A 14380-nucleotide genomic window follows, 5' to 3' on the forward strand; every position below is an offset into this window, starting at 1 on the left:
TCGCTGATCCGCATGTCGACTGTAGTGTCCTGCTCTACTGCGATGGAGTCGCGCAGGAACACATCGACGTAGAGCACGCCCTTGTCGTCGTAGAAATCAATGTCGATCTGTGTGTCCTGGTCAATCCGCATGTCCTGATCCACCAAAATCGCGAAGCGCCCTTCACCATCGATGGTGAAGGAGATGTCCACGTCCTGGTCCATCATGAGGTCCTGATCGATGTGCAGTCGCGCCACGACCTCGCCGACATAGCCCTCGACGATGATGCTCGCGTCCTGGTCGACTTCCGCGACCTGTGTCACCCGAATGCTGTGACCACCATCGTCCGAGACGCGGTTTTCCTCTCCCGGCTCGCGGCTTGCAGCCTCGCCTCCATCGTTGCCCGGTTCGGGCTTCTCGCCCTGTGCCACCTCGTGATGAGCGTCAACGCGCCCAGCTTCCGAAGGGGAGGAGCCGGCAAGCTTCGTCGGATACAGGTCGCGAGGCAAGGATATGGCTATGACGTGAAATCCCTCGGCTTCTCTGCCGGACGTCTCCAGGCCATGGGATGCGACGACCGGCGATGCCGGTCCCTTGATCGGCAGTGGGGTGTGCTCGCCATCACCTTTGTGCTCAGCCGCAGGTGAATCTGCAGGCCGATACACGTTTGACGGAGAGGGCGAAGGTGGGAACCCTTCTGCATGGGCAGGGCCGCCACCCTCCTCCGACACGGCGCCAATGATTTCGCGCGGACCAGCGTCGAAGAGTGGCAACAGATCGCGCGTGCCCTTGTCGAAAGGGACCATCTGGTCTCAGTCCTCTCTGAAAGCCCGGTTGAAGCTGTCGAAAACGGGGCGGAGCGCATAGTGGGCGACGGTGAAAGAGCCGGTGTTTATCAAAATCTCGACCGGCATCCCCGCCATGATTTCCACTTCGGGCAGCGCACGAAGCGACGCCTCGGTGATGCGGATGCGCGCGGTGTAAAATGCCCGCTTCGTTTCGGTGTCGATAAGGCGGTCGGCTGAGACATAGGTGAGAACCCCTTCCACGGGGGGAACTCGGCGATGCTTGTACGACAACAGGCGGACACGCGCCGTGAGGCCGGGATGAACCAGGTCGATATCCTCCGGTTTGACCTGGGCCATAACGATCAGGCGGTCTTGGCTAGGCACGAGGTCAAGGAGCGGCTCGCCCGCTGCCACGACGCCTCCAGTCGTGTGGATGCGCAGGTCCGTGACCGTGCCGGCCTCGGGCGCGCGCACAATTGTTCGGGTGAGAATGTCACTCGCGGCTTGAAAGCGCTCGGCGAGTTGAAGGATCTGGGACTGGGTTTCGCGCAGGTCCTCTGCGACCTCTGACTGATAATCGCTTTCAAGCTTGAGGATCATCGCCCGCGACTCGCCAATGGCTTGTCCTGCGCGTGACATTTGGGACATTGTGTCACCGATCCGGCCGTCGATCTCGGCTTGCTCGCGCTCAATCTGCAACAGGCGCGCGCGCGTCTGCAGCCGCTTGGCCACCAGGGGGGCGACTGCCGCGATTTCGCCCTTGATGATGGCCGCCCGCGTCGCGGCCGCTTTTGCCTGAAAACGCAACCCTGCGATTTCCTGCTCCGTCTGTGCCTTGCGCTGCTCGATGATCTCGATCCGTGACGTCTGGAGCTTGCGACGAGTGTCGAAGATCCTGTTTTGCGCGACGATTATCCCCGCCACAGCTGGATTATGCTGTGCGACCGACAGCATGTCTTTTGGGAATGAGATGGTTTCGCGATTGTCGCGCTCGGCCACCAGGCGCGCCTCCAGGGCTTGTGTGTCCCAGAGCTGCCCCTGCAGCATCTGGACAGTAGCGCGCGCCTTGGTGTCATCAAGGCCGATGAGGGATTGGCCGGCAGCCACCACATCTCCGTCCTGCACCAAGATGCGCCCGATGATGCCTCCCTCCAGATGCTGGATAGTCTTGCGGCTCGATTCAGCCTCAATGGCGCCCCCGGCAATGGCGGCACTTTCGAGCGGCGCATATATCGACCAGACGCCGAAGCCAATGACAAACACCCCAACAATCGCGAAAGCGCTCGTGGCGAGGTAGCGCAGCCGATAGAACGGCGTCGCAGGCAGCAATGGTGCTGCTGCAAGGTCATGCATGCTGGCCCGGTTCGAGGCGTCTATGAGGCGTTCTTCTCGGCGCCTTGCGAGCGGACGTGCAAGCCTGTGGAACAGTGCTGTCGTCATGCTGGCCAGGGACGAGGCAGACTCTGCAGCGAGGACAGTGAGCCCATCCCATGACCACGAAAGCCACGATTCGAGGGAACTACGGGTCAAGCGCAGCGACTTGCCGAAACCTGCGCCGCAATTGGTCGCAAAGTCGCCCATAGCGGCAACAGCAGCTGGGATGAGGGGATAATGTCGCTCGAATGACCTCCGTGTCGCCGACTTTACGGCTACAAGGCCCGCCGTGGCCCGGCTTTGTCCGGCTGCGCACCATTCCTTTGATGTGACGACGAAGCGTGCCGATACGTTACCCCATGCGGCGGCGGCTGCCCGGCCGCCACGTCGACCGGTTGCCAGCGTAAAGGCAGTGGATGCAGTAAGACGGGCGGCGATGCTGGAAAGCCCGGCTCGCGTCTTTGCGAGCTGCTGCTTGAGGGGCGCGCCGTCGCCTGCCGCATTTGTGGCTTTGGTGTCCTTCTTGGTGTGGTTTTTATGGCGTTTCATGCCCCACCCCTTTCGGCTTCCCCAGCCGGTGCATGCCCGTTCGCCATCTCAGGCGATCGCGGGAAGCCCTTGTGTCCCAATTGCTTGACGCTCTTGCGGGCAGTGATGATCTGCGGGCGCCTGACCGGTATGGCGGTCCGCCCACTCTTGATCTTCCCGGCGACGTCGCGGCGGTTGCCGAAGGCATTGATCATACCGTTGTCCAGTACCAGGATCTTGTCGGACAGGCTCAGGATCTGAAGGCGCTGGGCAATGATGATGATCGTTGATCCCCGCGCCTTCATGTTCTGGATCGCTTCCCGCAACGCCTCTTCGCCTTCGGCGTCGAGACTGGCGTTCGGCTCGTCCAGGACGATGATGCGCGGATGGCCGAAGAATGCACGCGCCAGGCCGAGCCGCTGACGCTGCCCACCCGACAGCCTCGTGCCGCTCTCGCCAATATCTGTCTCGTAGCCCAAGGGAAGCCGCATGATCGTCTCATGCAGCCCCACCATGGAGGCGGCTGCGATCACATCATCGGGCGCTGCATCCTGCAGGCGGGCGATGTTTTCCCTGACCGTGCCGCCGAAGAGTTCGATATCCTGTGGGAGATAGCCGAAGTAGCGGTGCCCCCCGGAGGCCAGCCAGATTGCCATGTCGGCATTGTCGAGACGAACATGCCCGGCAGTGGGGTCGATGGTGCCGGCGATGAGGCGACCAAGTGTCGACTTTCCTGCACCAGAGGGACCTACAACGCCGAGCACTTCTCCTGGGCTGAGCAGGAAGGTTACCCGCCTCAAGGCAGGTGTGGACGCGCCGGGCGGCACGAACGTCACTTGTTCGATGGAGAGCTGCCCATTGGGGCGCGGCAATTCCATGGCTTTTCGCGGCTGCGACGCGCCTGCCAAGATCTTGCGCAGGCGGCCATAGCCCAGGCGTACGCCAGTGACGGCCTTCCAGGTTCCGATGGCTCCTTCTACCGGAGCCAGGGAGCGCCCAAGCAGGATCGACGCTGCGAAAATTGCTCCGGGACTGACGCTGTTCAAGATCACCAGCCAGGCAGCACATGCCATGACAATGACTTGGGCGAAAAGGCGCACGAAGCGAGCAAGCGACTGGATGACGCTGGCGCGCGCTGCGGCGGTGAGCTGAGCCTCCTTGGCTTCGGATTGACCGTTGCGCAGGAGGCGGGCGACCCCCGGCAACATGCCCATGGCGCTGATCGCCTCGACATTGCGCAACAGCGCTTCAAACCGGTGCTGGCTCTCGCCCCAGGCAGCGCTCGCACGAGCGAACGGCTTGCGTGTCACCATCTCGTTCAGCATTGCCAGCCCAAACAGGATGAGCGACGCGGCAAGGCCGATCGTCCCGAGCAGCGGATGCACGAGGATCATCGCGAGAATGAAAATTGGTGTCCAGGGAAGGTCAAACAGGGAGGTGCTTGCGGTGCCGCCAAAGAAGGAGCGCAAGCCGCTGACGTCGCGCCAGGCTTGGGTGGCCGCGGCCGCATCGTTGCGCAAGGCCGATTGCACGGCTGCAATGAGTACCGATGGCCGGACGCGATCGTCGAGCCATATACCAATCCTGACGAGCATCGCCCGGCGCAGGGCCTCCAGCGTGGCATGCACAGCAAGTGCCACAATCACGATCAGGGTCAGCATCGTGAGCGTATCGAGACTGTGGCTCGACAGGACGTGGTCGTAGACGTGCAGAAGGTAGAGCGGAACCGTCAGGGCCAGGAGGTTCACGAAGAAGCTGAGCGCGAAGACCATCGCCAGGGAGGCCCTGCAGCGCTTGAACGCACGTTCGACTTCGGTAATCGTTCGGTCCTTGGATAGAGCCATGAATGTCTCCGCGAGGGCGTCACACCAATAGGACCGGCACCGGGGGAACGTGCAAATCGGGCCCGGCACGGCTCGCCGCCATGGTGGCGCGAGCCGGCGCCCGGATGGAGTCCGGGCGCCTCATGTCTGCAAACACAATCAAGCGAAGTCGAAGTCGAAATTGATATCTATATCAGCGTCCTGATCTGCCGTTTGATTCTGGTCGACGTCCACGTCGACGTCCTGGTCCTGATCGACATCTACGTCGTTGTCGTTGGATTGCGTGACATCGGTGTCGGTGTCGTTGTCATTGTCAGCATCGCCGTCGGCGTCTGCGTCGGCATCCGCGTCAGCATCGCTGTCTTTGTCAGCGTCGGCATCCGCGTCAGCATCGGCGTCGTTGTCGGTGTCTGCGTCCTGGTCGGTGTCGTTGTCGACATCCGAATCGTTGTCGTTGTCGATATCTACGTCTGAGTCCTGGTCGGTATCGACGTCGACGTCCTGGTCTTGATCCTGGTCGAGGTCCTGATCGATGTCGGCATCTATGTCGATGTCGAAATCATTGTCTTTGATGTCAGCCATGGGGTTACCCTCCCTGTTGAGCAAAGCCGCTCTGGCGAGCGTCTGCCTCCGGAGCGGATCGACAGCTACCGGGACGGTCAGTCAGACCCGGCGACAATCCATCGATGCGACCAAGCATCCCTGTTCAAGGCTTTGGAGAATAGTTGCCAATATGCACCTTGCCCAAATGGGTTGAACAAGGTTCCAATTGGTTCGCCCGATCAGGTGACAGCGACCCGAAGTGGTTAACCGTTTTGGATGAAGCCAATCAAGGATGACACAATATTGGCGAAGCGGGGTCGAGCCCCGCTTGCTTTGCTTGGCGAAAAACGGATTTCAGGCGTCGATGTCAGTCAAATCGACGATGATGTCGACATCGGCGTCAGCGCCAGCTTCGTCTTCGAGGTCGACATCAATGTCGGTCCCGTCGTCATCCTCTTCCAGATCGACAAGCCCACGCACCAAGGTGTCGATGAGAGAGGCTATGTCCACATCCACGTCGGCTTCCAGATCGTCGCGGATTTCTATGTCGACATTGACGTTCCCGTCGCTTTCGGTGTCCTGGTCGAGTTCGGCATCGATGCTATCTTCGTCATCGTCGTCCACGTCGACATCCAGGTCGCTTTCGATTTCGACATCGTCTTCGACCTCGGCATCGATCTCGACAATGATGTTGCCGTCGCTGTCTTCGCTGACCTCGACATCGACTTCGATCCGCTGATCGACCTCAGGTCTTTGTTCACCTGAAACGCCGATGTCGTACCCTTCCCCGCCGCCAGCGTCGCTGTCGACATCGGCATCCTGATCCATTTCGCCGTTCTGATCGATCTCGGTGTCGAGCTCGACGATGGCGGGGCGCGAACCGATGACGAGCACATCGATATCGACGTCGTCGTCGAGTTCGGAATCTTGCTTCAAGTCAAGGTCGATGTCGTCCACGTCCTGAACGGTGTCGTCGTTCTCATCGGCGGATTCGTTGATGTCATCCGCGCCGTCCTGTTCGACCATCGCGTCACGCTCAACTTTGTCGTCAGGCTCCATCGTGCGTCTCCCTGGTACGCAGCCGCCGGCGACCAGCATTCCACCTTCCAAAAAGCGCGGATAGACACCAAGTCGGGTGAAGTGTGACGGGTCTGGAACGGCGCGGGAGCTCTTTCGATGTCAGCTCAACGAGGCATCCGCGCGCTGGCATCACTCATTGGGGCCAATCCCCAAAAGCGAAGACGATAGGATAGGATGAGATCGAATAAATCTCGGCGAAACGAGGTACCCCCCGCCCATCTGGCGAGCCATGCCATGACAGGACGGGATGCGGCATCCTGGCGATGTCGCTCCATTGGAAGGGCCGAGGCCTATCTGTGCCCCGGCACCAGACCGCCAGCTCTCTCGATGCTCAAGTCCCCCTGCGGTATGAAAGCCTCGAGCTTGCTGGGAAGGTGGGTTAACGCGCGCCCCAGGTATCGCTCAGCCGGTAGCCCTCAGGCCATGGGTCGGAGGGGTCAAGCATGTGCTGATGGGTCCCGGTGATCCAGGCGCGGCCGGAGATTTCCGGCAGGATGGCTTGGCGGTCGCCGACCTTGCAGGTGCCAAGGATGCGGCCGGAGAAGGTCGAGCCGATCAGCGACACCGCCGTCAGCCGGTCGTCGAGCCCCATCTGCCCGCGGGCATGCAGCACCGCCATCCGCGCCGACAGTGCCGTGCCGGTGGGCGAGCGGTCGACCTTGCCGGGCTGGATGGCCACGGCTGCACCGGCGCGGAGGCCTTCCGCCGTGCGCTCAACGAGGCCGGCGAACAGGCAGAAGGAAAAATGCTTCCAGTCGGGGTTTTCAGGGTGGTGGAAGCCGAGCGCCGCATTGGCCGCGTTGGTGATCTTGACGCCAAGCTTGGCGATGTCGTGTGCCTCATCGGACTTCAGCTCAAACCCCAAGGCGGCGGCGTCGACGATAACGAAGCTGTCGCCGCCATAGGCCGTGTCGACAGTGAGCGTGCCTAGCCCCTCAACTTCCAGCTTCGCGTCCAGCCGTTCGGCAAAGCTCGGCAAGTTCTGCACGAAAATGCGCTCGGCCTTGCCGTTGCGGCATTCCGCCCGCACGCGCACGAGGCCGCCCGGGGCTTCGAGGGTGATTTCGGTCACCGGTTCCTGCATAGGCAAGATGCCGCTGTCCAGGAGCACCGTTGACACGCAGATCGAGTTCGAGCCGGACATGGGTGGGGTATCTTCCGGCTCCATGATGATGAAGGCCGCATCCGCTTCAGGATGCTTCGGTGGCACCAGAAGATTGACGTGGCGGAACACGCCGCCGCGCGGCTCGTTCAGCACGAAATTGCGCAGCGTGTTGTCCTTGGCGATCCAGCGGCTCTGCTCCCAGATGGTGTCGCCGGGCGGAGGTGTCACGCCACCGACGATGACGTCGCCGACCTCGCCCTCGGCATGGGCCGAGATCACATGGATGGTTTTGGTGCTGCGCATGGATACCTCCTCAGAGCAATTCCAGGAAAAGTGCAACGCGGATTCCCGTCCGGAATTGCGTAAAAACAAAGAGAGATGGAGCGTTTTCGCTTTCCTTCGAAATGCGAAAACGCTCTAGGAAAGCCAGTCCGGCAGGCGCTCGGGGACGCGCCCGGTCAATGCCGCGATCACGCAATCGGCGAGATTGCTAAAGCGCACCGCGCGACCGGAGAGACCGGGACCGTAGTGGGCGTATTTGCCGGAATTTGTCATCAGCGCACGGGTTCGGGTCGGGAACACCGGTTCGGAGATCGAGCACCAGCACAAGTCGGGCAGTACCTGCACGCCACTCGCTTCGAGCTGTGCTAGCGTGCCGTCGGCGCGGGCGTCCGATATCACCTGGTTTCCGGCGGTGACGATCACCGCAACTTCTGGACGGCGCTTACGTCCAGCGAGTACGGCAGCAAGCTCCCGGCATTCGTCGAGCGAGGCATGCGGGCTGCCTATGGCGACGAGTTCCACCTCTTCCGGCCCAGCGTTCAGGACCTTCCAAGCGGCAGCCATGTCGGCCCGCGTGATCGCGACCCTGTCCGCATCGGCGGCCACTGCGCCGCCGGCCTCTGGCGTCACGCCCTCGACATGCAGCATAGGTGCGGCGGACGTGGTGCCGAAGGCTGCGCACAGTGCCTTGAGATCGTCGCGCGAGGGGTTCCCTGCGGCCAGCCCGCGCAGTAGCGGGATGCGGTCGGGTGCTGCACGACCGGCGAGATAGCCGATCAGCGGCCAAAAGGCATCGTCCGCACCTTCGGCCAGTTCAATGTCGATGACGCGCCGTGCCTTGCGGTGGATGTCGAGGTAGACGCCGGACAGCGGCGCGCGTCCGGTCAGCGCGATACAGAGGTCGAGGAAGTCGGGGTGCTTCGCCGTCCGCGCGCCGATAACCGTATTAGCGAAGATCACGGCGTTGGATTCGGCCCAGGCGATGGTTTCGCCGCGTCCAGGTGCGCTGTCGAGCAGGTATGGCGAGCAGGTGAAAGTCGGGCGGCAGCCCATCCGGACATAGGCATCTGCGAGGCGGGCTGCGGGATCGCCGAATGCATCAGGCACGCCCTGCATTTGCCAATTGGCGCGGTCGACTGAAATGGCGTTCATTGTTGACGGCACGCGGACGCGCGCCCCCATGTCGGCCATCTTTTCGGCAAAAGTCAGGTTGGCAGGACTGGCATAGATGCAGCCATCGATATGGACCTGAGTTACATCAACCAGTCCGCGCGCACCTTGTTGCGCCGCCATGGCGGAGATTATGCGCATTGCCTGCTGTACTGCTGGGCCATCGCGGCCATCAAGCATGGCCCGATCGGCTTCGGTGAGTTCGAGCGCGGACATAGTGGGCGAGCTGACGGGCAGTGTCAGGCCATCGGCTTCGATCGCAATATCGGTGATCCGCGCGGACTTGACCCGAGACAACGCTTCATAGGCATCGGGTTCCAGGCGGAGCACCGGCAGCGGCTTGCCGAACAGCTCCGAAGCGATCAGCGCGCCGAGCGTCAGCACGTCCTCGGCTTCAGAAAACACCAGCGCCGCAGGCGCCCGCCCGGTCAGCACGAGATCGAGCAGCACGCCGGAGCCGGTGCAGGAGCCACGGCTGGATGGCATCATCAGGATGCTGCCGGTGAGGCAGACCCCGTGCAGCGGGTGGTGAACGTCGATCACGCAACCCGTAGCGGGATCAACCCCACCCCAGAAGCTCAGCGCTTCTTGCGTGGCGATGATGGGCCCGCTGGCGGAGCCACCAAGCATACTGCGAGTAGAAGCCTGCTGGTTCATTTCACGACGAAACCATGCGCGAAGGGATCACGGTCATCGATGAAGATCGTGTTGATGCCGGTCTGCCGCGCCCAGCCGGCGATCGAGGGGATGATCGCGTCGCGGCCTGCAACTTTCACCGCCGCTTCAACCCGACCCTTGAACAGGGAGCCGATGATCGATTCATGCACGAACTCGTCGCCGACCTTCAGCTTGCCCTTGGCGGCAAGTTGCGCCATCCGGGCCGAGGTGCCGGTGCCGCAGGGCGAGCGGTCGATGGCCTTCTCGCCGTAGAACACGGCGTTGCGCGCATGGGCGCCCTCGACGGTCGGCTTGCCGGTCCACTGGATGTGGCTGAGGCCCTTGATCTCCGGATGTTCCGGATGGACAAATTCGTACTTGGCGTTGAGGGCAGCGCGCAGTTTCGGGCTCCAGCCCACCAGTTCGCCGGCGGTATGGTCGGCCATGTCGCGAAAATTCTTCTGCGGCTCGACGATGGCGTAGAAATTGCCGCCATAGGCGACGTCGACGACGATTTCGCCCAGGCCCTCAACCTCGGCGGCCAGGCCCTCGGCATAGAGGAAGCCGGGAACATTGGTCAGGCGTACTTCCTCGACGAAACGGCCTTCCTGGCGGTAGGTGATGTCGACTTTGCCGGCCGGCGCGTCGATCGACAGCTTGCCCGGTTCGCGCGGGGCGATCAGGCCGTTTTCGATCGCCATGGTGATGGTGCCGATGGTGCCGTGGCCGCACATCGGCAGGCAGCCCGACGTTTCGATGAACAGCACGGCAACGTCGCAATCCGGCCGCGTCGGCGGATAGAGGATCGAGCCCGACATCATGTCGTGGCCACGCGGCTCATACATTAGGCCGGTGCGGATCCAGTCGAACTCGCGCAAGAAGTGCGCGCGCTTTTCCAGCATGTTGGCGCCTTCGAGGCGCGGGCCGCCGCCCGAAACGAGGCGGACGGGATTGCCGCATGTGTGCCCGTCGAGGCAAGAGAATGTATGGTTGGCCATGGTCGAGACCCCTGTCAGAATCTTTGAGGCGAGAAGGATGCAATGTCGATCGCGGGCGTCTTGCCGGTCAAGAGATCGGCGACGATCCGGGCTGTACCCGCCGATTGGGTCAGGCCAAGATGGCCGTGACCGAATGCGTAAATGACCCGCTCGGTGGCGCGCGCCGCGCCAATGGCCGGCAGGCTGTCCGGTAGCGACGGGCGAAAGCCCATCCACTGCACGCCGCCGTCTGGCTTGAGGCCCGGCAGGAAGGCCTGCGCTTTTTTCAGCATGGCCTCGGATCGGCGGAAATTCGGCGGCAGCTTCAGTCCGCCGAGCTCCACAGCGCCACCCACGCGGATACCGGTCGACAGGCGGGTAATGACGAAGCCGTGGCCGCCGAACGTGACCTGCGTGCGCACGTCGAAGGCATCAGACGGAAGCGTGGTGTTGTAGCCACGCTCGGTTTCCAGCGGGATGCTCTCCCCAAGGGTCTTGGCGATCCGGTGCGAGAAGGCACCGGCGGACAGCACCACCTTGCCGGCACGACGGACGCTTCCGTCGGATGTCACGACCTCGACCCCGCCCTCGACCCGACGCAATGCTGTCACCTCGGCGCGCTCGATGGTACCGCCTGACGTGAGGAAATGTTCGGCAAGTGCCAGCACATAGAGTCTAGGATCGGAAATCGAAAACCACCCCGGCGTGAACGTCCCGTGGGTGAAGCGCGTGGCGAGCCCCGGCTGGATCTCGGCCATTTCGGATGCATTGAGGTGATGGAACTCGATCCCATGCTCTTCGCGCGCCTGCCAACCCGGCAGCGACGCCTTGAGTTCACCCTCGCCTTCATAGACCTGGAGATTACCCTCCTTGCGCAGCATCGGTGCCGTGCCGGTCTGGCGCAGGAAGGGTTCAAGCTCGGCCTTGGACAGGTCCATCAACGCCGTCTGGGCTGTGGTCGAATGTGCCACGTGCTTCGCCGAGCAGGCCCGCCAGAAACGGAACATCCACGGCGCGATCTGGAAGGCATAGGCAGGAGGCACCGAAAGCGGCCCGAGCGGGTCGAGCAGCCATTTCGGCGCCTTTTTCAGGATACCCGGTGACGCTAGCGGCAGGATATCGGTGAAGGCGAAGGCTCCGGCATTGCCAGTCGAGGCGCCAGCAGCTGGCCCTTCGCGATCCAGCACCGTGACGGACAGTTCCCGCCCCTGCGCGGCAATCGCCGCCGAAAGCCCGACGACCCCTGCCCCGATAACGATGACGTCGGCTTGCGCCTGCTCTTTCATCATGCCCTCAATGCGTTGCGGCCAGGAACTTCTTGGTCTCGGGATGCTGTGGCGCATCGAACAACTGTTCCGGCGCCGCGATCTCCGCCATGACGCCTTGATGGAAGAAGGCGACGCGGTCGGAAACCTCGCGCGCGAACTTCATCTCGTGCGTCACGCAGATCATGGTCATGCCTTCGGACGCCAGCATGCGCAGCGTGTCCAGCACCTCGCCCACCAGCATTGGGTCGAGCGCCGAAGTCACCTCGTCAAACAGCATGTATGTGGGCGACATGGCGAGCGCACGCGCAATCGCCATGCGCTGCTGCTGGCCGCCCGACATGCGGTTCGGATAGACCGAAAGCTTCTCGGCGAGACCTACATGGGTCAGCTGCTTAACCGCGATCTCTTCTGCTCGTTCCTTGGGCAGGCCAAGCACCTTGCGCGGCGCAAGCATCACATTTTCCAGCACGGTCAGGTGGGGGAAGGCGTTCCATTGCTGGAAGACGATACCCACCTTCTGGCGCAGCTTGTTGAGGTCAGTGCCCTTGGCGTGGACGTCGGTGCCGTCAATCACCACGCGGCCGGTAGCGATCGCCTCCAAGCCGTTGATGCAGGTAAGCAACGTCGACTTGCCCGAACCGGAACCGCCGATGATGGTAACGACCTCGCCCTTCTTGACGGTGAGGTCGATGCCCTTGAGGACTTCCAGCTGGCCGAAGGATTTGCGGACGTTTTCGATCTCAATCATTGGGGGACCACCGTTTCTCGAGATACCCGCCAAGTCGGGCGATGGGAAGGCTGATGATGAAGTAGATGGCGCCGCAGATCAGCAGGATGAATAGCGGCTCCTGCAGGCGGGTTACGAGGATCTGCGAGGCGCGCAGCAGCTCGATCAGCCCCAGCCAGAGCACCAGCGCCGAATCCTTCATCACGCCTAGCGTCAGCCCGATCCACGAAGGAAGCGAAACGCGAATGGCGAGCGGCGCCACGATATAGCGCATGTCCTGCGACCAACTCATGCCGAGCGAGCGGGCGGCGCGGCGGGTGGTTCCAGGCACCGATTCAATGCCCCCGCGCACAATCTCGGTGCAATAGGCGGCCGTATAGAGCGACAGCACCACGCAGGAGGTCGTGAACGGGGCCCAACCCAGTTTCATGATGGCCTGAAGCGCATTGCCGAGCACCAGCTGGATCAGCAGGGGCACTGAGCGGAATACGTCGAGCACGAAGGTCAGCGGCGCGGCCCAGTAAGGGCCGAGCTGGAAGCGGATGACGCCAAACAGGATACCGAGCACAGTGCCGGCGGCGACAGAGACGGCGGTGACGGCAAGCGTCATCCCGGCGCCTTGCGCAAGGAAGGCGAGGTCACCCCAGGTGAGGGCAGTGTTGAACATCTCTTGCCTCTCTCAGTAGCGGAACATGCGCGAGGCAAATGCCCGGGCGGCCAGAGTCACCGCCTTGGCGATGATGTAGTAGATCACCGCGGCGATCGCGAAGAACTCAAAGGTTCTGAAAGAGAGAGCATTCAGCGCCTGCGTGACGCCCGCCAGGTCGGTGCTCATGCCGACTGTGACGCCAAGCGAAGTCATCAGGATTGCCCATACCATCTGGTTGGTAGCGGGCAGGAAGGCGATACGCAGCATCTGCGGCAGCACGATCAGCCGGAAAGCCTGCAATGAGGTCATGCCGAGCGAGCGCCCGGCACGCGCCTGGGTGTCAGGGATCGCCTTCAGCGCACCCCGAAAATTCTCGGCCAGATAGCCCGCATTGTTGAAGGCGATGCCGACCAGTAGCGCAACGAACGGGCTCAGGTGGATGCCAAAATTGCCGAGGCCGAAATGGGCCATGTAGATCTGGAACAGTGCCGGCGTATTGCGCGCCACTTCGACCCAAGCCGTGGCGACGCCGCCGAGGATGCGATTGCCCGATAGGCGGAAAAGGGTCAGGCAAAGCGCAATAGCCAAGCCGATGACCATCGACAGGAGCGCGATCTGCAGCGTGACCAGCGCGCCATCGAGCATCTGCGGCAATGCCTTGAACGCCTGGTTCCAATGGAAGGTGTAGTGGAACATTACCGTCTCGCACTGAGAGGGAAAACGGCGCGAGGTGTTTGCCTCGCGCCGCCAGAGAAACGGTCAGATCAACGGTAGACGTTGTTCACCGCAAGGGAGGGCACGTCGCCGCCCACCCATTTTCCGTAGAGTTCGGCATACCGGCCGGTGCGGACCTGCTGGTTGATGAACAGGTTGAGGTAGTTGATGAGGCCGTATTCCTCGCGATTGGTGAACAGAGCCACATAGTCAATATCGAACGGCGCCTTGCCGACCACCGCGATGCCGGGGAACTTGCCGGTCTTCACATTGGCCTGGGCAACGGTCGAGGTGGAAACGGTGGCGTCGAGCTGGCCCTGGCTCAGAGCCAGGAACACGTCGGCCTGCGTCTGGTAGGGACGGAACTCGCCCGCACCCCATTCCTTGACCTGCTTTTCCAGAGCGATGGCCTCGTAGGTGCCGGCAGTAGCGCCAACGACCTTGCCCTTCATATCTTCGAACGACTTGATGCCGGTCTTGTCGTTGGCAGTAACAGCCATCTCGAAGGCAAAGTAGGGGATCGTCATGCCGACGGTCTTGGCGCGCTCCAGCGTGTCCGAGGTCGAGGCAACGCCCACGTCGACGCGGCCCGACATCAGCGCTGGGATGCGCTCAGGGAACGGCGTCTCGACGATCTCGGCGGTGACGCCGAGCGCCTTGGCCAGGTCGTTGCAGTAATCCACGTCGAAGCCGATCGGGTTGTTGTTCTCGTCGCG

At 62.4% G+C, this 14380-nt stretch carries 13 protein-coding genes; all 13 read right to left on the reverse strand.

Annotation, left to right across the window (positions count from 1 at the left end):
- On the reverse strand, positions 1–785 hold a 785-nt coding region (locus AC1DWF_RS23985; RefSeq protein WP_476842129.1), incomplete at its 3' end, for a hypothetical protein.
- Positions 786–791: 6 nt separating this feature from the next.
- The gene (locus AC1DWF_RS23990; RefSeq protein ID WP_476804337.1) at positions 792–2120 is read right to left on the reverse strand and encodes an HlyD family type I secretion periplasmic adaptor subunit; all 1329 of its coding nucleotides are present in this window, start codon (positions 2118–2120) and stop codon (positions 792–794) included.
- A 566-nt stretch (positions 2121–2686) separates the two neighbouring features.
- Positions 2687–4513, reverse strand: a complete 1827-nt coding sequence (locus AC1DWF_RS23995) for a type I secretion system permease/ATPase (RefSeq protein ID WP_476789147.1) — start codon at positions 4511–4513, stop codon at positions 2687–2689.
- 138 nt (positions 4514–4651) lie between these two features.
- Positions 4652–5074 carry a hypothetical protein gene (locus AC1DWF_RS24000; RefSeq protein WP_476804336.1) on the reverse strand — a complete coding sequence of 141 codons (423 nt, stop codon included), beginning with the start codon at positions 5072–5074 and terminating at the stop codon, positions 4652–4654.
- Between the two features lie 315 nt (positions 5075–5389).
- Positions 5390–6094, reverse strand: a complete 705-nt coding sequence (locus tag AC1DWF_RS24005) for a hypothetical protein (RefSeq protein WP_476785306.1) — start codon at positions 6092–6094, stop codon at positions 5390–5392.
- 400 nt (positions 6095–6494) lie between these two features.
- On the reverse strand, positions 6495–7523 hold the full coding sequence (locus AC1DWF_RS24010) for a trans-3-hydroxy-L-proline dehydratase (protein WP_476789462.1): 1029 nt from the start codon (positions 7521–7523) through the stop codon (positions 6495–6497).
- A gap of 114 nt (positions 7524–7637) precedes the next feature.
- Positions 7638–9329, reverse strand: a complete 1692-nt coding sequence (gene lhpI / locus AC1DWF_RS24015) for a cis-3-hydroxy-L-proline dehydratase (protein WP_476785308.1) — start codon at positions 9327–9329, stop codon at positions 7638–7640.
- Entirely contained in the window at positions 9326–10327 is a 1002-nt protein-coding gene (locus AC1DWF_RS24020; protein WP_476804335.1) for a 4-hydroxyproline epimerase, read from the reverse strand. The genes lhpI and AC1DWF_RS24020 overlap by 4 nt, the downstream gene beginning before the upstream one ends.
- A gap of 14 nt (positions 10328–10341) precedes the next feature.
- Complete coding sequence (locus AC1DWF_RS24025; protein WP_476789468.1) at positions 10342–11592, reverse strand: NAD(P)/FAD-dependent oxidoreductase; 1251 nt, start codon at positions 11590–11592, stop codon at positions 10342–10344.
- A 7-nt stretch (positions 11593–11599) separates the two neighbouring features.
- Positions 11600–12322 (reverse strand): amino acid ABC transporter ATP-binding protein, encoded by a 723-nt coding sequence (locus tag AC1DWF_RS24030; RefSeq protein ID WP_476789464.1) that lies wholly within the window; start codon positions 12320–12322, stop codon positions 11600–11602.
- Positions 12315–12968, reverse strand: coding sequence for an amino acid ABC transporter permease (locus tag AC1DWF_RS24035; protein ID WP_476786573.1), 654 nt, complete (start codon positions 12966–12968; stop codon positions 12315–12317). The genes AC1DWF_RS24030 and AC1DWF_RS24035 overlap by 8 nt, the downstream gene beginning before the upstream one ends.
- Positions 12969–12980: 12 nt before the next feature.
- Positions 12981–13646 (reverse strand): amino acid ABC transporter permease, encoded by a 666-nt coding sequence (locus AC1DWF_RS24040; RefSeq protein ID WP_476789465.1) that lies wholly within the window; start codon positions 13644–13646, stop codon positions 12981–12983.
- A gap of 68 nt (positions 13647–13714) precedes the next feature.
- Positions 13715–14380 (reverse strand): transporter substrate-binding domain-containing protein (locus AC1DWF_RS24045; RefSeq protein WP_476842130.1); only part of this gene is annotated, 666 nt, incomplete at its 5' end.

Source organism: Aminobacter sp. P4_D5, assembly GCF_056401815.1.

Bases quoted from the DNA above. Each gene is read 5' to 3' on its own strand.
- AC1DWF_RS24010 (WP_476789462.1), bottom strand. From the start codon at position 7,523: ATGCGCAGCACCAAAACCATCCATGTGATCTCGGCCCATGCCGAGGGC.
- AC1DWF_RS24000 (WP_476804336.1), bottom strand. From the start codon at position 5,074: ATGGCTGACATCAAAGACAATGATTTCGACATCGACATAGATGCCGAC.
- lhpI (WP_476785308.1), bottom strand. From the start codon at position 9,329: ATGAACCAGCAGGCTTCTACTCGCAGTATGCTTGGTGGCTCCGCCAGC.
- AC1DWF_RS24025 (WP_476789468.1), bottom strand. From the start codon at position 11,592: ATGAAAGAGCAGGCGCAAGCCGACGTCATCGTTATCGGGGCAGGGGTC.
- AC1DWF_RS24020 (WP_476804335.1), bottom strand. From the start codon at position 10,327: ATGGCCAACCATACATTCTCTTGCCTCGACGGGCACACATGCGGCAAT.
- AC1DWF_RS24030 (WP_476789464.1), bottom strand. From the start codon at position 12,322: ATGATTGAGATCGAAAACGTCCGCAAATCCTTCGGCCAGCTGGAAGTC.
- AC1DWF_RS23990 (WP_476804337.1), bottom strand. From the start codon at position 2,120: ATGCATGACCTTGCAGCAGCACCATTGCTGCCTGCGACGCCGTTCTAT.
- AC1DWF_RS23995 (WP_476789147.1), bottom strand. From the start codon at position 4,513: ATGGCTCTATCCAAGGACCGAACGATTACCGAAGTCGAACGTGCGTTC.
- AC1DWF_RS24040 (WP_476789465.1), bottom strand. From the start codon at position 13,646: ATGTTCCACTACACCTTCCATTGGAACCAGGCGTTCAAGGCATTGCCG.
- AC1DWF_RS24005 (WP_476785306.1), bottom strand. From the start codon at position 6,094: ATGGAGCCTGACGACAAAGTTGAGCGTGACGCGATGGTCGAACAGGAC.
- AC1DWF_RS24035 (WP_476786573.1), bottom strand. From the start codon at position 12,968: ATGTTCAACACTGCCCTCACCTGGGGTGACCTCGCCTTCCTTGCGCAA.